The organism is Rhodococcus sp. NPDC055112 (assembly GCF_053607505.1).
The window spans coordinates 1-19,297 of record NZ_JBSGTR010000085.1; the positions used below are offsets into that span (position 1 = coordinate 1).

General features: G+C 68.7%; 14 protein-coding genes and 1 pseudogene. 10 read left to right on the top strand and 5 right to left on the bottom strand.

The features are described 5' to 3' along the window. Positions 1–23 precede the first annotated feature (23 nt). Positions 24–7,151: pseudogene (locus ACWFRB_RS24740) on the top strand (amino acid adenylation domain-containing protein); the annotation flags it as partial. 87 nt (positions 7,152–7,238) lie between these two features. Here ACWFRB_RS24740 and ACWFRB_RS24745 read toward each other — a convergent pair. Genes ACWFRB_RS24745 through ACWFRB_RS24755 form a run of 3 tightly spaced genes read right to left on the bottom strand, consistent with a single transcriptional unit; the run spans position 7,239 to position 9,822 of the window. Beyond that, a complete protein-coding gene (locus ACWFRB_RS24745) occupies positions 7,239–7,880 on the bottom strand; it encodes a Maf family protein (protein WP_452643877.1) in 642 nt (213 codons plus the stop codon). Continuing rightward, complete coding sequence (locus tag ACWFRB_RS24750; protein WP_027500224.1) at positions 7,877–8,185, bottom strand: acyl-CoA carboxylase subunit epsilon; 309 nt, start codon at positions 8,183–8,185, stop codon at positions 7,877–7,879. The genes ACWFRB_RS24745 and ACWFRB_RS24750 overlap by 4 nt, the downstream gene beginning before the upstream one ends. Then, positions 8,182–9,822 carry an acyl-CoA carboxylase subunit beta gene (locus ACWFRB_RS24755; protein ID WP_452643878.1) on the bottom strand — a complete coding sequence of 547 codons (1,641 nt, stop codon included), beginning with the start codon at positions 9,820–9,822 and terminating at the stop codon, positions 8,182–8,184. Before ACWFRB_RS24755 ends, ACWFRB_RS24750 begins: the two co-directional genes overlap by 4 nt. 136 nt (positions 9,823–9,958) lie before the next feature. Between ACWFRB_RS24755 and ACWFRB_RS24760 the strand changes: the two genes are divergently transcribed. Next, the gene (locus ACWFRB_RS24760; protein WP_452643879.1) at positions 9,959–10,801 is read left to right on the top strand and encodes a biotin--[acetyl-CoA-carboxylase] ligase; all 843 of its coding nucleotides are present in this window, start codon (positions 9,959–9,961) and stop codon (positions 10,799–10,801) included. 52 nt (positions 10,802–10,853) lie between these two features. On the opposite strand, the gene ACWFRB_RS24765 is transcribed toward ACWFRB_RS24760, so the two are convergent. Continuing rightward, positions 10,854–11,255 carry a DUF7144 family membrane protein gene (locus ACWFRB_RS24765; RefSeq protein WP_452643880.1) on the bottom strand — a complete coding sequence of 134 codons (402 nt, stop codon included), beginning with the start codon at positions 11,253–11,255 and terminating at the stop codon, positions 10,854–10,856. Positions 11,256–11,408: 153 nt separating this feature from the next. On the opposite strand from ACWFRB_RS24765, the gene ACWFRB_RS24770 reads away from it, so the two are divergent. Genes ACWFRB_RS24770 through ACWFRB_RS24790 form a run of 5 tightly spaced genes read left to right on the top strand, consistent with a single transcriptional unit; the run spans position 11,409 to position 15,617 of the window. Next, a complete protein-coding gene (locus ACWFRB_RS24770; RefSeq protein ID WP_452643881.1) occupies positions 11,409–11,870 on the top strand; it encodes a DUF6069 family protein in 462 nt (153 codons plus the stop codon). After that, positions 11,867–13,078 (top strand): AI-2E family transporter, encoded by a 1,212-nt coding sequence (locus tag ACWFRB_RS24775; protein ID WP_452643882.1) that lies wholly within the window; start codon positions 11,867–11,869, stop codon positions 13,076–13,078. Before ACWFRB_RS24770 ends, ACWFRB_RS24775 begins: the two co-directional genes overlap by 4 nt. 16 nt (positions 13,079–13,094) lie before the next feature. Beyond that, positions 13,095–13,634 carry a PH domain-containing protein gene (locus tag ACWFRB_RS24780; RefSeq protein WP_452643883.1) on the top strand — a complete coding sequence of 180 codons (540 nt, stop codon included), beginning with the start codon at positions 13,095–13,097 and terminating at the stop codon, positions 13,632–13,634. A 9-nt stretch (positions 13,635–13,643) separates the two neighbouring features. After that, on the top strand, positions 13,644–14,321 hold the full coding sequence (locus ACWFRB_RS24785; RefSeq protein WP_077040998.1) for a response regulator transcription factor: 678 nt from the start codon (positions 13,644–13,646) through the stop codon (positions 14,319–14,321). 12 nt (positions 14,322–14,333) lie between these two features. After that, positions 14,334–15,617, top strand: a complete 1,284-nt coding sequence (locus ACWFRB_RS24790) for a sensor histidine kinase (RefSeq protein ID WP_452643884.1) — start codon at positions 14,334–14,336, stop codon at positions 15,615–15,617. A 4-nt stretch (positions 15,618–15,621) separates the two neighbouring features. Here the strand turns inward: ACWFRB_RS24790 and ACWFRB_RS24795 are convergent, their stop codons facing one another. Next, entirely contained in the window at positions 15,622–16,182 is a 561-nt protein-coding gene (locus ACWFRB_RS24795) for a GtrA family protein (protein ID WP_452643885.1), read from the bottom strand. Positions 16,183–16,253: 71 nt separating this feature from the next. Here ACWFRB_RS24795 and ACWFRB_RS24800 point away from each other — a divergent pair, with 71 nt between their 5' ends. The 3 genes from ACWFRB_RS24800 (at position 16,254) to ACWFRB_RS24810 (ending at position 19,247) form a co-directional block, all read left to right on the top strand. Further along, the gene (locus ACWFRB_RS24800) at positions 16,254–17,534 is read left to right on the top strand and encodes a 5-(carboxyamino)imidazole ribonucleotide synthase (RefSeq protein ID WP_452643886.1); all 1,281 of its coding nucleotides are present in this window, start codon (positions 16,254–16,256) and stop codon (positions 17,532–17,534) included. Further along, entirely contained in the window at positions 17,518–18,036 is a 519-nt protein-coding gene (gene purE, locus ACWFRB_RS24805) for a 5-(carboxyamino)imidazole ribonucleotide mutase (protein ID WP_452643887.1), read from the top strand. Before ACWFRB_RS24800 ends, purE begins: the two co-directional genes overlap by 17 nt. Positions 18,037–18,140: 104 nt before the next feature. Then, the gene (locus tag ACWFRB_RS24810; RefSeq protein WP_452643888.1) at positions 18,141–19,247 is read left to right on the top strand and encodes a hypothetical protein; all 1,107 of its coding nucleotides are present in this window, start codon (positions 18,141–18,143) and stop codon (positions 19,245–19,247) included. Positions 19,248–19,297 lie beyond the last annotated feature (50 nt).

Sequence of the window (19,297 nt, forward strand, 5' to 3'; positions counted from 1 at the left end):
AGCGGCACGTGGGCTCCGGTGGGCGAGTGGCCTTGGTGGCGGGTCCGCGCCCTGAGCGGATTCCGCTGTCGTTGGCGCAGTCCCGGATGTGGTTCCTCAACCGATTCGATCCGGAGTCGCCTGCGTACAACATTCCGCTGGCGATTCGACTGACTGGTGAGCTCGACGTCTCGGCGCTGCGTGCGGCGGTCGGGGACGTGCTGGAACGGCAGGAGTCGCTGCGCACCACCTTCCCCAACTCCGACGACGGTCCGCGCCAGCAGGTTCTCGGCGCGGGAGAGGCCGGCCTCGAATTCGAGGTCCAGCAGCTCTCGCCGGACTCGCTGACCCCCACGATCGCCGCCTTCGTGTCGGCGGGGTTCGACATCACGGCGGCTGTCCCGGTGCGGGCGAGGTTGTTCGAGCTCTCCCAGACCGACCACGTCTTCGTGGTCGTGGTGCATCACATCGCGGCCGACGGCTTCTCCATCGGACCGTTGGCGCGCGACGTGATGGTGGCGTACGAGGCGCGAAGTCGCGGCGAGGTGCCGACCTGGGCGCCGTTGGCCGTGCAGTACGCGGACTTCGCGCTGTGGCAGCGGGAGGTGCTCGGGTCAGAGGACGACCCGGAGTCGCTGATCGCCGGCCAGCTCGCGCACTGGAAGGAAACGCTGGACGGTCTGCCGGATCAGCTGAACCTGCCGGCCGACCGGGCACGCCCCGCCGCGGCCTCGTACCGCGGTGCGAAGCATCGCTTCTCCCTCGACGAGGGCCTGCGCCTGGAGCTGAACCGGGTGGCCCGGGAGAATCACGTCACGCTCTTCATGGTGGTGCACGCGGCGCTGGCCGTGCTCCTGTCGCGGCTCTCCGGGGCGGACGACATCGCCATCGGCACCCCGGTGGCGGGTCGCGGTGACGCGGCGCTGGACGACGTCGTCGGCATGTTCGTCAACACGCTGGTGTTGCGGACCGAACTGGACCAGACCGAGTCGGTCACGAAGCTGCTGGCGCGCGCCAGGGAGACCGATCTGCAGGCCTTCGGGCATGCGGATGTGCCGTTCGAGCGGCTGGTCGAGGTGCTGAACCCCGCGCGGTCGCAGGCCCGTCACCCGCTGTTCCAGGTGATGCTGGTGTTCCAGAACTTCGCGCAGGCTTCGCTCGAACTGCCGGGTCTGACGATCTCCGGCGTCGACCACGACGCCGCGGTCGCAAAGGTCGACCTGCAGCTGACGATGTCCGAGGGTGAGGCGGGCGTGGGGATGCTCGCCGAGTTCGAGTACGCGACCGACCTTTTCGACGAATCGACAATCATCTCGTTTGTCGAGCGGTTCCGGCGGGTGCTGTCCGCTCTGGTCGCGGACCCGTCGGGGGCAGTAGGCGACATCACGATCGTCGACGAGATCGAGAGCGCCCGGGTGCTCGGGTGGTCGCGAGGCCGCCGTTCACCGGCCTCGGTGGCGTCGCCGGTGTCGCTGTTCGGTGACCGGGCGGACCGGTTCCCCGACACGGTTGCCGTGGTGGCGGGTGAGGTGTCGTTGACCTACGCCGAGCTCGACGCGCGGTCGACCGCGCTGGCGGGCGAGTTGGTTCGGCTCGGTGTCGGTGCCGACGAGGTGGTGGCGTTGGTGCTGCCTCGGTCGGCGGAGTGGATCGTGGCGATGCTGGCGGTGTGGAAGGCCGGGGCGGCGTACGCGCCGATCGACCCGACCTACCCGGCGGAGCGGATCGAGTCGATTGTCGCGGACACCGGGGCCCGGTGCGTGGTGAGCGCGACGGCTCGTGCGTTGTCGGTCGCGGTGGTGGCGTTGGATGAATTCGACATGGCAGCAGGGCCATTGGTGCGCCCGGTTGATCGCTGGCGTGAACCCGGCGCGGCCGGCCGGTTGGGCTACGTGATCTCGACGTCGGGGTCGACGGGCAAGCCGAAGCCGACGCTGGTACCGATGGCCGGTATCGAGAACACCCTTGCCTGGTACCGGCGGGAACTACCGGTCGACGGCGGGTTGTTGGTCGCCTCGTCGCCGAGTTTCGACCTGACGCAGAAGAACGTGTGGGCGGCGTTGACCGAGGGCCGCGCGATTCACCTGGCGGCGGACGGGTTCGACCCGTGGGACATCCTGCGGGTGATCGGCGCAGGGGGTGTGGCGGTGGCGAACATGTCGCCGAGCGCGTTCGAGGCCGTCGTCGACAGCGACATCGACGGTGTCCTGTCCGGGCTCGAGGTGGTGTTCCTCGGCGGCGAGCCCATCAGGGTGGGCAAGCTCACCGAGTTGATGGATTCCGGGCTGCGGGTGGTGAACAGCTACGGGCCGACGGAAGCGTCGGACGTGGTCTCGTTCCAGGATGCCTCGGTTGCGGACGTGGCGGGAGTGCCGATCGGGCGTCCGGTCTCGAACGTCGATCTGTTCGTGCTGGATCGCCGGATGCGGTTGGTGCCTGCGGGAGTGGAGGGTGAGCTCTACGTCGGTGGTATCGGTGTCGGTCGTGGCTACGGGGGTCGGTTCGACCTGACCGCGGACCGGTTCGTGGCGAACCCGTTCGGTGACTCCGGTGAGCGGATGTACCGCACGGGTGACCTGGTGCGTTGGAATGCCTCGGGCGAGTTGGAGTACGTCGGGCGATCGGACTTCCAGGTCAAGCTGCGTGGTCAGCGCATCGAACTGGGTGAGATCGAAGGCGCACTGCTCGAACATGAATCGGTCGGGCAGGCAGTGGTCCTGCTGCACAGCGACCCACGCACCGGTGACCGGTTGGTGGGCTACGTGGTGCCGGTGCCGGGGGCAGCCCCGTCCGTCGGCGAGCTGCGGTCGGCGCTGGCCGTTCGGTTGCCGGCATACATGGTGCCGTCCTCGGTGACGGTCCTCGACCTGATGCCGCTGAACGCCAACGGCAAGGTGGATCGGAAGTCGCTGCCGGATCCGGTTTTCGAGGTGCGCGAGTTCCGGGCACCTTCTACTCCGATCGAGGAGATCGTGGCCGGGGTCTTCGCCGAGGTGCTCGGGGCGCCGCGGGTCGGCGTCGACGACGACTTCTTCGAGTTGGGTGGCAACTCGCTGATCGCCACCCAGGTGATCTCGCGACTGGGGGCGGCGCTGGACGCACAGGTGCCCCTGCGGGTGCTGTTCGAGGCGCCGACAGTTGCTGCGCTGGCAGTTGCGGTGGAGCGGCATGTGGGCTCGGGTAAGCGGAAGGCTCTGGTGGCGGGTCCGCGACCGGAACGGATTCCGTTGTCGTCGGCGCAGGCCCGGATGTGGTTCGTCAACCAGTTCGACACCGCGTCACCGGCGTACAACATTCCGCTCGCGGTACGACTCTCAGGTGAACTGGATGTCGCGGCGCTGCAGGCGGCGGTCGGGGACGTGCTGGAGCGGCACGAATCGCTGCGCACCGTGTACCCGGAGGCGGACGGTTCCGGATACCAGGTGATCGTTCCTGCCACGCAGGCGGTTCCGGCGATGACGCCGATCCCGGTCGCTCCGGATGCGGTGCTCGGCCGAGTCGTCGGACTGCTCTCGCAGGGGTTCGACGTGACGGCGGAGGTTCCGCTGCGTGGCGCGCTCTTCGAGGTCGGAGCCGACGAATTCGTCCTCGTGTTCGTGGTGCACCACATCAGTGCAGACGGCTGGTCGGTTGGCCCCTTGGCCCGAGACGTGATGGTGGCGTACGCCGCGCGCAGTCTCGGGGAGGTGCCGACCTGGGAGCCGCTGCCGGTGCAGTACGCGGACTTCGCACTGTGGCAGCACGAGGTGCTGGGGTCCGAGCAGGATCCGGAGTCATTGCTGTCGACTCAACTCGGGTACTGGACGTCCGCGCTGTCGGGGCTTCCGGAACTGATCGAACTGCCGACGGACCGCCCGCGCCCCGCGGTCGCAACGAATCGTGGTGCCGCATCGACCTTCGAGATCGAGGCGGGCCTGCACCAGGCGCTGAGCGAGTACGCCCGAGCGCACCAGGCAACACCGTTCATGGTGTTCCACACCGCGCTGGCGGTGTTGTTGAGCCGGCTGAGCGGATCGCGTGACGTCGTGATCGGCACTCCGATCGCAGGACGCGGTGAGGCGGCGCTCGACGACGTGATCGGGATGTTCGTCAACACCCTGGTGCTGCGTACCGAGATTCGGCCCGACGCCGACTTCGCGGCGGTGCTCGCGCAAGTCCGGGAGTCGGATCTGGCGGCATTCGCGAACGCGGACGTGCCGTTCGAGCGGCTGGTGGACGCGCTGAACCCGGTTCGTTCCCAGGCTCATTCGCCCCTGTTCCAGGTGTCGATGGCCTTCCAGAATCTCGGAAACACAGATCTCGAGCTGGCGGGTCTGCGGGTCTCCGGTATCGAAGTCGACACGGTCGTCACCCAGTTCGACCTCGACTTCACCTTTTCCGACCGTTACGACGACGACCGCAGGCCGGACGGGATCGTGGCCAACCTGACGTACTCGACTGATCTGTTCGACGAGTCGACGATTCAGAGGTTCGTGGAGTCGTTCCTGCGGGTCCTCCGCGCAGTCGTCTCGACAACGGCGGTGCCCGTCGGGGATGTCGACCTGCTCCACGACGACGAGCGACGCACGATGCTCGAGGAGTGGAACCAGACCTCCGTGCCGGTGCCCGCCGGGGTGCTGCTCGATGGGTTCGACGCCCGGGTCGCCGCCGCTCCCGACGCGACGGCGGTGGTTTTCGAAGGCCGCCATCTGACCTATGCGGAGTTCGACACGGCGGTCAACCGCCTGGCCCGCTGGCTGATCTCGCAGGGGGTGGGACCGGAGTCGCTCGTCGGGCTGGCGGTGCACCGTTCACTGGAGATGGTGATCGGGATGTACGCGATCATCCGATCCGGCGCCGGGTACGTGCCACTGGACCCGGACCAGCCGGTGGAGCGCTCCGCGTACATCCTCGGCGTCGCCGCACCGACGGTGGTGCTGTCGACCGCGCGGGACACGTTCGAGTGCCCCGAGGAATTCCGGTCGGTGAACCTCGACGAGTTGGACGTGTCGGAGTTCTCCGGTCGACCGGTCACGGACACCGAGCGGCGCGCGCCGTTGCGGCCCGAGAACACGGCCTACGTGATCTTCACCTCGGGCTCGACCGGCCGGCCGAAGGGCGTGGCGGTCAGTCACGGTGCGGCGGTGAACCAGATTGCGTGGATGCAGGGCCGGTACCCGCTCGGCCCGTCCGACACGGTGCTGCAGAAGGCCCCCGTCACCTTCGACGTGTCGGTGTGGGAGCTGTTCCTGCCACTGCATGCCGGGGCACGCCTGGTGGTGGCGAAGCCGGACGGACATCGCGATCCCGAGTACCTGGCGGCGACGGCGGGCGAGTGGTCGGTGACGATCATGGAATTCGTGCCGTCGATGCTCGACGTCTTCCTCGCCGACCCGGCGCTGCAGTTGCCCTCCTCGCTGCGGTACGTCCTCGCCGGTGGTGAGGAACTGTCGGCAGACCTGGCTCGGCGGTTCGCGGACCGGACCGATGCCGTGCTCGACAACACCTACGGACCCACAGAGGTCACGGTGACCTCGACCGCCTACCGCCTCGAGGACGACGTCCGTGCCTCGGTGCCGATCGGTCGAGGGGTGTGGAACACCGGTGTGTACGTGTTGGATCCACGCCTGAACCCGGTACCGCCGGGTGTGCCGGGTGAGCTCTACCTGTCCGGTGACCAGCTGGCCCGCGGCTACCAGGGCCGTCCGGACCTGACCGCCGACCGATTCGTCGCCGACCGGTTCGGGGACGGCGGCAGGATGTACCGCACCGGTGACCTCGTCCGGTGGAACCAGGACGGTCAGCTGGAGTTCCTGGGCCGCACCGACTTCCAGGTCAAGCTGCGGGGCCTGCGGATCGAACTCGGCGAGATCGAGGCGGCGCTGACCCGGTCGGCAGGCGTGGCGCGGGCCGCCGTTGTGGTCGTGCGTCAGGAGCTCACAGGGGACATGCTCGTAGGCTATGTCGTCGGTGAAGCGGGGGCAGTCCTCGATCCGGTCGCATTGAAGGCCGTTGTGGGGGAGGCGCTTCCGTCGTACATGGTGCCGTCGCAGATCCTGGTGCTCGACGACCTGCCACTCAACGCGTCGGGCAAGCTCGACCGCAGGGCCTTGCCTGCGCCGGTGGTAGAGGTGCGTGAGTACCGCGCTCCGGAATCGCCGACGGAGCAGGCGATCGCCTCGGCGTTCGTCGAGGTGCTCGGGGTGGACCGCGTGGGGCTCGATGACAGCTTCTTCGACCTCGGCGGCAACTCTCTTGGCGCGATGCGTGTGGTGAGCCGGCTGCGGGCCGAACTCGACACCGTCGTGCAGATGCCGTGGCTGTTCTCCGACCCCACGCCGGAGGCACTGGCCCAGCGCATCGAGCAGGGCGACGTCGGCGCAGACCAGGCCTTCGAGGTCCTGTTCCCGATCCGCACCACGGGGTCGCGGCCACCGCTGTTCTGTGTCCACCCGATCGTCGGGCTGGCCTGGTGCTACACGGGACTGGCCCAGCACGTCGACGCGGACCGGCCGATCTACGGCCTGCAGACGCCTGCCGTGCTGGGCGACGGCGAGCTGCCCGGTTCGATCGAGGCCGTCGCGGAGCTCTACCTCGAAGAGATCCGCCGCGTGCAGCCGTCGGGTCCGTACCACCTGCTCGGCTGGTCGCTGGGCGGGGTGATCAGCCACGCCATCGCCGTGCAACTGCAGGAGCAGGGCGAGACGGTGGAACTGCTGGCGATGCTCGACAGCTTCACCGCCGAGGGCGAGGCCGCCGTCGTTGCGTCCGGCGCGGGCACCGGGCTGACGATGGGAGACGTGCTCAGCGGGATGGGGATGGACGGGGTCGGTGACGAACTGGCCTCGGAGGTGACCCCGGACGAGATGGCTGCCATGTTCGGTCAGCTGACGGGGCTGAGCGAGGAGCGGGCGGGCGAGATGGTCGGTCGACTCGTCGCGGCGGCCGTGCACAACTCCGAGCTGACCGCGACGTACCGGCCCGAGGTGTTCGACGGCGAGGTGCTGTTCTTCACCGCGGGTGAGGACGACCCGACGGGTCGGCTCGCGGCCGATGGCTGGCAGCCATACGTCAGCGGCGATGTCCGCAACCATCACGTCGCCGCCACCCACTGGGGCATGACGTCGCCGGACGCACTGCGCGTCGTCGGACCCGTCGTGAAGGAGCACACCGGCGGGAACCGGGGCCGGTAGGGAGGGCCCGGTCGGCACACGAAGTCGCCCACCGACACCGCAGTCGCGGTGTCGGTGGGCGATGACTTCGGTAGGCGGGGCTCGAGTTCAGTCGGCCGGGGTCGCGGCCCACAGCTCGGAGATGCCGACGCCGACCTCGCCGAGAAGTCGGCGGACCAACGGCAGGCCGATGCCGATCACGCTGGACGGGTCGCCCTCGATCCGGTCGATGAACCACCCTCCGAGCCCGTCGAGTGTGAACGCGCCCGCGACCTGCATGGGCTCGCCGGACTCGAGGTAGGCCTCGAGATCGTCCCCGGACGGGGTCCCGAAGTGCACGATCGTCGCGCTGTCCGCCTCGGCCTCGCCGACGGTCACCCCGTCGCGAACCCGCAGCACGCAGTGTCCGGTGAGCAGGGTGCCGCTACGACCCATCATCGAACGCCAGCGGGCCCTGGCCACGTCGGCGGTGTGGGGCTTGCCCTGCAGGGTGCCGTCGATCAGCAGCATCGAATCGCAGCCGATCACCACCGCGTCGGCGGAGATCTCGGCGGGCAGCTCGGGAAGCACGGCGGTGGCCTTCGCCCGCGCGAGCTCGGTGACCACCCGCGACGGCGCGGCCGAGGGGCCGAGCGCTTCCTGCACCGCGTCCTCGTCGACTCCGGAGACCAGTACAAATGGCTCGACCCCGGCCTTGCGCAGCACGGTCAACCGTGCCGGCGAGGCCGAGGCCAGAACGAGCGTGGTCACCGACGGTTCGAGTACGCGTACGGGGACAGGGGGGCGGCGCCCCGGTGCATGCCTGCGGGGTCGCCCCACCGCTCGGCCGGGCGGGTGTCGGCCGGTGCTTCCTCGGCGCCTGCAGCGGCGGCGAAGACGGTCACCAGTGCCGCCACCTCGATGTCGGTCGGTGCGCCCTTGACCACCTTGATGACCGGCAATTGAGAGCCCTTGCTGTCGGCAGCCACGATGTCGACCGTAGCGGAGTCGATGGCCTCCGCGGCTGCGGAGAGCACCTCGACGTCTTCGAGTGTCGTTTCCCTCGTCGCTGTCATAGCGGGATGTTCCCATGCTTCTTGGGCGGAAGGGAAACCTGCTTGCGTTCGAGCAGGCGGAGGGCCGCGACGATCTGACCGCGGGTGTGCGACGGCGGGATGACCGCGTCGATGTAACCGCGCTCGGCCGCGACGTACGGGTTCACCAGAGTGTCCTCGTACTCGTTCTGCAGCTTGAGGCGCAGCGCGTCGACGTCGGCGCCCGAGGCCTCGGCCTCCTTGAGCTGCTTGCGGTAGACGAAGCCGACGGCACCGGAGGCGCCCATGACCGCGATCTGCGCGCTCGGCCAGGCCAGGTTCAGGTCCGCGCCCATGTGCTTGGAGCCCATGACGTCGTACGCGCCGCCGTAGGCCTTGCGGGTGATGACGGTGATCTTGCCGACCGTGGCCTCGCCGTACGCGTAGAGCAGCTTGGCGCCGCGGCGGATGATGCCGTTGTACTCCTGATCGGTGCCGGGCAGGAAGCCGGGCACGTCGACCAGGGTGATGATCGGGACGTTGAAGGCGTCGCAGGTGCGCACGAAGCGCGCGGCCTTCTCGGAGGCGTTGATGTCGAGGCAGCCGGCGAACTGGGTGGGCTGGTTCGCGACGATGCCGACGCTGCGGCCGTCGACGCGACCGAAGCCACAGATGATGTTCGCGGCGCGCTCGGCCTGGACCTCGAGGAACTCGTCGTCGTCGAGGATGCGCCGGATGACCTCGTGCATGTCGTACGGCTGGTTCGGCGAGTCCGGGATCAGGGTGTCGAGCTCGATGTCCTCGGCGGTCAGCGAGTCCTCGATGGAGCCGACGATCGGGTCGGACGGCGCCAGGCGCGGCGCGGCGGCCTGGTTGTTGCTCGGCAGGTAGCTGAGCAGGTCCTTGACGTAGTCGAGGGCGTCCTGCTCGCCGGAGGCGACGTAGTGGGCCACACCGGACTTGACCATGTGGGTGTGGGCGCCGCCCAGGTCCTCCATGGTGACGTCCTCGCCGGTGACGGTCTTGATCACGTCGGGGCCGGTGACGAACATCTGGCTGGTCTGGTCGACCATCACGACGAAGTCGGTCAGCGCGGGGGAGTAGACGTGGCCACCGGCGGCCGGGCCCATGATCAGCGAGATCTGCGGGATGACGCCGGAGGCCTGCACGTTGCGGTGGAAGATCTCGCCGTAGAGGCCGAGCGAGACAACGCCCTCCTGGATGCGGGCGCCCGCGCCCTCGTTGATGCCGACGAGCGGGCGACCGGTCTTGAGTGCCAGGTCCATGACCTTGACGATCTTCTCGCCGTAGATCTCGCCGAGGCTGCCGCCGAACACGGTGGCGTCCTGGGAGAAGACACACACGTCGCGGCCGTCGATGGTGCCGTAGCCGGTCACCACGCCGTCGCCGAACGGGCGGTTGTCGGCGAGACCGAAGTTCACGCTCCGGTGCCGGGCGAGAGCGTCGAGCTCTACGAAGGAGCCCTCGTCGAGCAGCGCGGTGATGCGCTCACGGGCGGTCAGCTTGCCCTTCGCGTGCACCCGCTCGACGGCGGCTTCGCCGCTGGGGTACTTCGCCTCTTCCTGGCGTCTGCGCAGGTCGGCGAGCTTTCCGGCCGTCGTGTGGATATCAGGGGTGTTTGTCGCCTCTGGCGCAGTGGGCTCCTGGACACTGGTCATGGGGACAGAGCTTATCCAGCCGGTCTCGGTGCCCGTTGACCGAGGTCAGGTTGCGTTCAATCATTGAACCCAAGCTACTGGCCAGTACGAAATTGTGATCCCCGCCGCAGCGGCCGCAGCCCATAGGCTGATCGGCATGTACACCGATCTGAATCGGCCCCCACTCGTCACCGCCGCACTGCGCAGAGCGCTGGTGCGCGGGACGGCAGGCGGCGACCCCGACGCCTTCTACTCGAGTCTCGACGTCGTCACCGAGACCGGTTCGACGAACGCCGACCTGTTGGCCAGGGCGGCGGACTCCGCTCTCGACCGCGCGGTGCTGATCTCGGAGTTCCAGGACCACGGCCGGGGCAGGCACGCCCGCTCCTGGGTGGCACCGCCGAGGTCGGCCGTGTCCGTCTCGGTGTTGCTGCGGATGCCGGGGATCGATCCAGCCGATCTGGGGTGGCTCCCGCTGCTCGCAGGTGTCGCGGCGGTCGATGCCCTGCGATCGGTCGCCGAGGTGGACGCCGTGCTCAAGTGGCCGAACGACGTCCTGATCGGCGGCAAGAAGGTGGCGGGCATCCTCGCCGAGGTCGCCGCGACCGCACCGATCCCGTCGGTCGTGCTCGGGATCGGGTTGAACGTCAGTCTCACCGAGTCGGAGCTGCCGGTGCCGACCGCGACCTCGCTCGCGCTCGAGGGCGCCGCCACAACCGATCGGGACACCGTGGTGCGCGCACTGCTCCGCACGCTGGCCGCGGAGTGGACGAAATGGCACCGGAATGGTTGGGACACAACGTCGCTCGCCGAGTCGTACCGGAATCGGTGCGCCACGATCGGGCAGCGCGTCCGCGCGGAACTGCCGGGCGGTGGCGAACTGCTCGGCACCGCGAGCGGCATCGATGCGCAGGGCCGGATCGTGATCAGCCCGGACGGTGGCAGGGAACCGGTCGCGGTCTCCGCAGGCGACATCACGCACCTGCGCCCGCAGGAATGACGAAAGAGGGTGCGGGCCGATGGCCCGCACCCTCTTCAGCAATCCGCCGTGGCTAGTCGTTGTCCCACGTCGCGATGGCCCAGATGATGACCACGTCGAGGGCGATGATCAGGATCGACCACCACGGGTAGTAGGGCAGCCACATGAAGTTGGCGATGATCGAGAGGGCGGCCAGGAAGATACCCGCGATCCGCGCCCAGGTCGCACCGGTGAGCAGGCCGAAGCCGGTCAGCGCGATGAGGATTCCGACGATGAGGTGAATCCAGCCCCAGCCCGTGGTGTTGAGCGCATAGGTGTACTCCGGCCCGACGACCAGGACGCTGTCCTTGGCCAGCGCGGAGATTCCCTGGAAGACCTGGAGGATGCCCACGGTCAGCAGCAGGACCGCCGCCGCGATCGAGCCTCCGGCCGCGAATCCCTGCTTGACGCTGTTGTCCGCGCGGTTTGCCGTCATAGCTGTTCCTCTCTCAGAAGATGGGAGTGGTGCTTCGTCAAGCAGTGTGAGTCCCGAACGACACGTGTGCCTCATCCGTCGTGGGTGAAGCGTGCACGGCGCGGTGGGTGCGACCCTCACTGCGAACGACCGTGAGATCGAGGAAGGACAGCAATGACGAGCTATCCGGGAGGACCGGGCCCGTCCGGCACCCCAGGGGCGCCCACGCGCGGCATCGCCGGGGGCAAGTACTGGGCGGGTGCCGCCGCGGCCGCGCTGGTCACCGCACTGAGCGCCTTGGTGGCCACGGTGATCCTCCGGGTCTTCGACCTGATGCCGCTCTCGCCGAACTGGTTGCCCGAGACCACCGTCGCGGTGCGGTTCGCCATCCTCGGGTTCATCGGGGCGCTCATCGCCGCCGGGCTGCTCTACCTGTTGCTGCTGACCACTCCGGGCGGCGACTCGTTCTTCGGGTGGATCATCGGCCTGATCACCCTCGCCATGGCGGTCGTGCCCTTCGCCTACGACGCGGTGATGGGTGACAAGATCGCCACGAGTCTGGTTCACCTCGCCATCGGCCTGCCGATCCTCGGCCTGCTGCCCGGTGTCGCCGATCGGGCCGCGGTGTGGAGATGAGTCGATCCGTCGCCACCGCGCCGAAGTCCGCCCCGCCGTCCCCGGTGTCACCCTCCACCCTGCCGCGGGGGCTGATCGTGCTGCTCGGCATGGCCGCCGCCGTCGTCGCGATCGCAGGCACCAGGGCCTTCGCGGGGATCGTCGGGCCGGTGTTCCTGGCGCTGATGCTGGTGGTGGGCGTGCAGCCGCTCGGCGACTGGCTACAGCGCAAGGGCGCACCCAAATGGGTCGCGGTGATCTCGACGCTGACGGCCGTCTACCTGATCCTGCTCGGTCTGGTCGCGGCGCTCGTCGTCTCGATCGCCCAGTTGGCCACGCTGCTGCCGGAGTACACCGACAAGGCCGACGAGCTGATCGCCAACATCCAGGATCAGTTCGCCCAGATGAACATCGGTTCCGACCAGGTGGAGAAGGCGCTCTCGAGCATCGACCTCGGCAAGGTCATCGGTGTGGTCGACGACGTGCTGCTCGGGCTCCTCGGTGTCTTCTCGAACCTCTTCTTCATCCTGGCTCTGCTGATCTTCATGGCGATGGACGCGAGTTCGTTCGGTGAGCGGATGCGCGCGGTTGCCTACTCCCGCGCGGACATCGCCTACGCGTTCTCCTCCTTCGCCAGCGGTACCCGCAGCTACCTCGTCGTGTCGACGGTGTTCGGCCTCATCGTCGCCGTGATCGACGCGGGCGCGCTCTGGGCCATGGGCATTCCGCTGCCGATCCTGTGGGGACTGCTCTCCTTCATCACCAACTACATCCCGAACATCGGGTTCGTCATCGGCCTGATCCCGCCCGCGCTGATCGCCCTGCTGGAGGGCGGTCCGACGCTGATGCTGTGGGTGATCGTCGTCTACAGCGTCATCAACGTCATCATCCAGTCGGTGATCCAGCCGAAGTTCGTCGGCGACGCCGTCGGGTTGTCGGTGACGCTCACGTTTTTGGCGTTGGTGTTCTGGGGATGGGTCATCGGGCCACTCGGCGCGCTGCTCGCGATTCCGATGACGCTGCTGGCCAAGGCGCTCTTGCTCGACATCGATCCGTCGACCCGGTGGGCCAACGCCCTGATCACGGGCTCCCCGCCTACCGCGGAGGAGCTCGCGACGGCCGAGGCCGAGGCCGCACAGAAGACGGCGGAGCTGCAGGCGGGGGCCGAATCCGCGGTCGAGGATGCTGTCGAATCCGCAGTCGTGGGTGCGGTCGAGGACGCGAAGTAGTCGATACGCTTCCCGCATGGGATATCCGGAGGACGCCCTCGCCACGGACGAGGAGCTGCTGCTGCACCGACACCCGCATTGGAAGATGCTGGTGTTGCCCGCGTTGACGTTCATCGTGGCGACGGCGCTCGCCGGATTCGCGCTCGGACTTGCCCAGGACCGGCTGGACGGGTCCGCCCGCTCCTTCGCCCTGATCGTGGTTGCGGTGGCCTGGGTCGCCATCGTCGGGTGGCGCTGTGTCGGACCCCTGTTGACGTGGAAGTTCACCCACTTCATCGTCACGGACCGAAGGGTGTTGATCCGGCACGGCGTGATCACCCACACCGGGATCGACATCCCGATGGGGCGGATCAGCAACGTGCAGTTCAGGCACGGACTTATCGACCGGATGCTGCGGACCGGCACCCTGGTGATCGCGTCGGCGGCAGACGATCCGCTGGAGTTCGACGACATCCCGGACGTGCAACGGGTGCATTCGCTTCTCTACCACCAGGTGTTCGACGCGATGAATCTCGATTCCGGTCCGCCGACGGAGCGCGGCGAGGCCGCTCCGTAGGCTGGGGTCGTGACAGCCGTACTGCTTGCCGAAGACGACGAGGCCATTGCCGCCCCGCTCTCCCGTGCCCTTGGCCGCGAGGGCTATACGGTCACGGTCGAACCGACCGGTCCAGGGACCCTCGAGCTCGCTCTGAGCGGGTCGTTCGATCTGCTGGTTCTCGATCTCGGCCTGCCCGGCATGGACGGGCTGGAGGTGTGCAGACAACTGCGCGCGGGCGGCTCGGACCTCGCGGTTCTGATGCTGACGGCGCGCACCGACGAGGTGGACTTCGTGGTTGGTCTCGACGCAGGCGCCGACGACTACGTGGGCAAGCCGTTCCGGCTGGCCGAGCTGATGGCGCGGGTCCGCGCGCTGATGCGCCGCCGCGGTGGCTCCGAGGACACCACCATCGCGGTGGGGGACATCAGGCTCGAACCGGCCGCCAGGCGCGTGCTGGTCGGCGGCTCAGAGGTCATCCTCGCGAACAAGGAATACGAGCTGCTCAAGGTCCTGCTCGACCGGGCGGGCGAGGTGGTCTCGCGCGATGTCATCCTGCAGGAGGTATGGGGTGACGCGGATCTACGCGGCTCCAAGACCCTCGACATGCACATGTCCTGGCTGCGCAGGAAGATCGGCGACGAGGGTCCGGTCGCCGAGCGGCGCATCGCGACCGTGCGAGGCGTCGGCTTCCGGCTGAACACGTAACCGGCCGCAGACGTGCGCCGCCGAATCCTGCTCTCCATCCTGGCCGTCGTCATCCTCATCGCGCTCCTGCTGGGGCTGCCGCTGATGTACACGGCCTGGTTGTGGGTCGAGGACCTCACCCGGAGCGATCTGCAGGCCAGGCTGGACCGGATGGCGGCGGAGATCGTCTCGCAGGAGGGCGAGGCGGGTGTGATCGTGGACGGCCTCGACACGGCGCCGTTGCGACTGGTGGTCCCCGCCGGGGCCAAACTCACGGTGATCTATCCGACCCCTGGCGACCACGAGGTACAGGTGGACATCGGCGAGACCGCGGTCGAGCAGCCCCTGATCGAGTCGCTCTCCATGGGCCGCTCCGGGTCGTTGCGTCTCGAGGCGCCGTCGGATTCGATGCGATCGCTCCAACAGCAGGCGGTCGGGGCGGTCGCGTTGGTGGTGTTGGCCTCACTCGGCGCGGGCGCAGCGGTCGCGACGGTGACCGCCAGGCGACTCGCGGACCCGCTTCAGGACGTCGCGGACCGGGCCGCCCGGTTGGCGGAGGGCGACTTCCGCAAGGAGCCGCGCAGGCACGGGATCGCCGAGCTGGACCGGGTGTCCGACGTGCTCGACGCGGTCACCGTCGAGATCTCCGGGCGATTGCAGCGTGAGCGGGCGCTGGTCGGCGACGTCTCCCATCAGCTCCGCAGCCGGCTCACCGCGGTGCGGCTGCGGCTCGACGAGTTGTCGGTGCACCCGGATCCCGCGGTGGTCGACGAGGCCACCGAGGCGTTGGGACAGGTGGACCGGCTGACGGTGGCGATCGACGAGTTGGTGCGGTCGTCGCGGATGGCGGGCGACGCCCCGGAACCCGTCGCCGTGGTCCGCGAGCTAGCCGGGGTCGTCTCCGATTGGCAGCGGCCCTACCGGGACGCGGGCCGGGACCTGGTGCTGCGGGGCGAGGCCGCGGTGATGTCGACGGCCAGGTCCTCGCGACTGCGCGAGTCCGTGTCCGTGCTGGTCGACAACGCGCTCATGCACGGCGGGGGCACCTGCACCGTGGCTGTCCGGTCGGTGCCGGGGACGGCGGACCACGAGGCGATGGTCTGCGTGGAGGTCGGCGACGAGGGCGAGGGCGTCAGCGACGAACTGGCCCCGCACATCTTCGACCGCGGGTTCTCCGGCGGTGGCTCGACGGGGGTGGGGCTGGCGTTGGCCAGGGCCCTGGTCGAGGCGGACGGTGGGCGGCTCGATCTCCAGCGCAGGCGACCCGCTCTGTTCGCGGTGTTCCTGCCGATGGCGCCCGATGCGGAGCCGCGTTAGCGGGCTAGCTGTGCCCGAGCTCTTCCTCGGCGAGCTCCTCGGGCGTCGGGTCGAAGCCGGTGGACCCGGCCGCCGCGCCCCTGGCGTTCTCCTCGGGGAACGCGAACCGGCGCAGCGCCCAGAATCGGAAGACCATCTGCAGCACGTTGCCGATGACGTAGTTGAGGATGAAGTCGACGATCACGAGCGTGGTCAGACTCGCCGACGCCCGGAAGTCGAAGACGTTGTTGGCGATGAACAGCGGGGCCGCGGCGATTATGACGCCGATGCCGCTGATGGTGAAGAACAGCAACGCCTCGTGGTGGCGCTCGCGGCCGCCGCGGTTCTTGAAGGACCATTCGCGGTTGAGGATGTAGCTCAAGATCGTGGCCATCACGCCGGAGATGATCTTGGCGACGACGGGCTTCTGCTCGAGGATCGTGAGGCTCAGCGAGTAGAAGATCGCGAGGTCGAAGACCATGGTCGTGCCGCCGACGATCGCGAACTTGATCAGCTCGTGATGGCGAAGGACCACGTCCCGGTAGGGCTGGGGTACGCGGCTGACCGCCTGATCGACTAAAGACACAACGACTGAGTGTACGAAAGAGGACACCGAACTGACGAACTGACACTCCGATCGTGCGTTCGGAGGTCGTCATGACACCATTGACTGCCGTGAGCGTCGATTCCGGATCCCAGCACCGCCCAAGCACCCCCCGCGGCCCGAATGCCGGATTGCCGGTGGTCGCGATGATCGGCGGCGGGCAGCTGGCCCGGATGACCCATCAGGCCGCCATCGAGCTCGGTCAGTGCCTCCGGGTGCTCTCCGGCGGTCCCGACGAGCCTGCCGCCAAGGTGTGCGCGGATGTCGTGATCGGGAGCCACACCGACCTCGATGCGCTGCGGGCGGTCGCGGCCGGGGCCAGCGCCCTGACCTTCGACCACGAGCACGTCCCGACCGAGCACCTCGAGGTCCTCGTCGCGGAGGGCGTGAACGTCCAGCCGCCGCCGCAGGCGTTGATCTACGCGCAGGACAAGCTCGCCATGCGGCGCAAGCTCGCGGAGCTGGGCGCGCCCGTGCCCGCGTTCGCGGAGATCACCTGGGCGGGCGACGTCGTGCGCTTCGGGGACGAGCACAACTGGCAGATCGTCATCAAGGCGGTTCGGGGCGGCTACGACGGGCGCGGTGTGTGGATGCCTGCCGATTCCGACGAGGCCGAGGCCATCGTCGCCGAGCAGCTCGACAAGGGCGTCGCCCTGATGGTCGAGCAGAAGGTGTCGATGCGGCGTGAGCTGTCCGCGATGGTCGCGCGATCGTCGTTCGGGCAGGGCGCGACCTGGCCGGTCGTGGAGACGGTGCAGCGAGACGGGCAGTGCGCGGTCGTGATCGCGCCCGCCCCCGAGCTGTCCGATTCGCTCGCCCTCGAGGCCGAGCAGATGGCGCTGCGCATCTCCGCCGAGCTGGGCGTCGTCGGGTCGATGGCCGTGGAGCTGTTCGAGACCACCGACGGACGGCTGGTGGTGAACGAGCTGGCGATGCGGCCGCACAACTCCGGGCACTGGACCCAGGACGGGGCGCGGACGTCCCAGTTCGAGCAGCACCTGCGGGCGGTGCTCGACTACCCGCTCGGTGACCCCTCGCCGACCGCGCCGGTCACCGTGATGGCGAACGTGCTCGGCGCGGAGTCCGCCCCGGAGATGAGCATGGACGAGCGCCTGCACCACCTGTTCGCCCGGATGCCGGACGCGAAGGTGCACCTTTACGACAAGGGTGAGCGGCCGGCCCGCAAGATCGGGCACGTCAACGTGGTCGGCGGCGCGCGGGGCTCGATCACCGACGAGGCGTACGTCGCGGCGGTACGTGAGCGCGCCGAGCGGGCGGCACACTGGCTCTCGCACGGGGAATGGACCGACGGATGGGATGTGCACGGTGAGTGATTCGAATGGGCCCGTTGTCGGCCTGATCATGGGCAGCGACTCGGACTGGCCGACGATGGAGGCGGCCGCCGAGGCCCTCGCCGAGTTCGGGATCCGGTTCGAGGTCGGTGTCGTCTCGGCGCACCGGACCCCGCAGCGCATGCTCGACTACGCCCGCGAAGCCGCCGAACGTGGCATCAAGGTGATCATCGCCGGCGCGGGCGGGGCGGCGCACCTGCCGGGCATGGTGGCGTCGGCGACGCCGCTCCCGGTGATCGGCGTGCCCGTGCCGCTCAAGTACCTCGACGGCATGGACTCGCTGCTGTCGATCGTGCAGATGCCCGCTGGCGTGCCGGTCGCGACGGTGTCGATCGGTGGCGCGCGCAACGCCGGGTTGCTGGCGGCGCGGATCCTCGGTGCGTCGGATCCCGCGCTGCGCGCCGCGATGGCGACGTTCCAGGCCGGACTCGAGGCGATGGTGCTGGAGAAGGACGCGGCGCTGCGCTCGAAGCTGCTGGACTGAGAACCGGTTCTGCCAATCGGCTGACCCGAACGCATCTCCCGGGGTTAAATGGCGTCGTCCGGATTACGTTTGACGCTGTAACGAATCCCTCAGGGAGTGTCCTCATGCCTGCGCCGCTTGACGAATACCCGATCCATCAGACGCCGCTCTCGATGGCCCGGGTCGCCTCCAGTGACAAGAACTTCTACGACCGGTCCTATTTCAACGCGATCGACACCAAGGGCGAGCTGTTCCTGGTGAGCGGGTTCGGCGCCTACCCGAACCTGGGTGTCACCGACGCGTTCGCCACCATCCGCAAGGGCGAGCGGCAGTGGGCGGTCAAGTTCTCCGATGCGCTCGAGGAGCGGTCGATGGATCTCGCCGTCGGTGGGTACCGGATCGAGGTGCTCGAGCCGCTGCGCAGGCTGCGGATGGTCTGTGAGGGCGACGGTGAGGGCGGACTCGGGTTCGACCTCACGTGGGAGGGTTCCGGCCCCGCGATCTCGGAGCAGCCGCACCTGCTGATGAGCAAGTTCCGGCCGACCCTGGATGCGAGCCGTTTCGCCCAGACCGGCACGTGGACCGGCGTGCTGTCGGTCGACGGCGAGGACGTCGTGGTGAGCCCGGATCGGTGGATCGGCAGCCGTGATCGGTCCTGGGGCATCCGCCCGGTCGGCGACGGGGACCCGGCGGGTCGGCTCGCCGACGAGCCGTCCGAGGGCTTCTGGTGGATGTATGTGCCGCTGCGTTTCGACGAGTTCTCGATCATCGTGATCCTGCAGGAGAATCCCGACGGCTACCGGACGCTGAACGATGCGACCCGGGTATGGAACGACGGCCGGATCGAGCAGCTCGGCTGGCCGCGCTACGACATCAAGTACCACCCCGGCACCCGCAGGCCGTTCGCGGCGACGCTGCACCTGACCGCCTCCGACGGCAGCCCGCTGACCGTCGAGGTGGCCCCGCGCGACGGTCTCGCGTTGCATGTCGGTGCCGGGTACGGCGGTGACCCGGAGTGGACGCACGGGCAGTGGCGCGGCCGCAACTGGAGCTCCAGGTCCGTCTACGACCTCACCGACCCCGCGATCGCGGCGCGAATCCCGTACGGCGTCAACGAGTATCCGGCCAGCGTCACCTGCAACGGTGTTCCGGGTGCAGGCATGTTCGAGCACGCGAGCATGGGCAGGCACGATCCGACCGGCTTCGCGGACTGGGGCTCGGTGGCCCCCTAGGCCGCTCCGCGGCCCGTGCGCGGTTGACGAGTGCATGGACTCGTCAACCG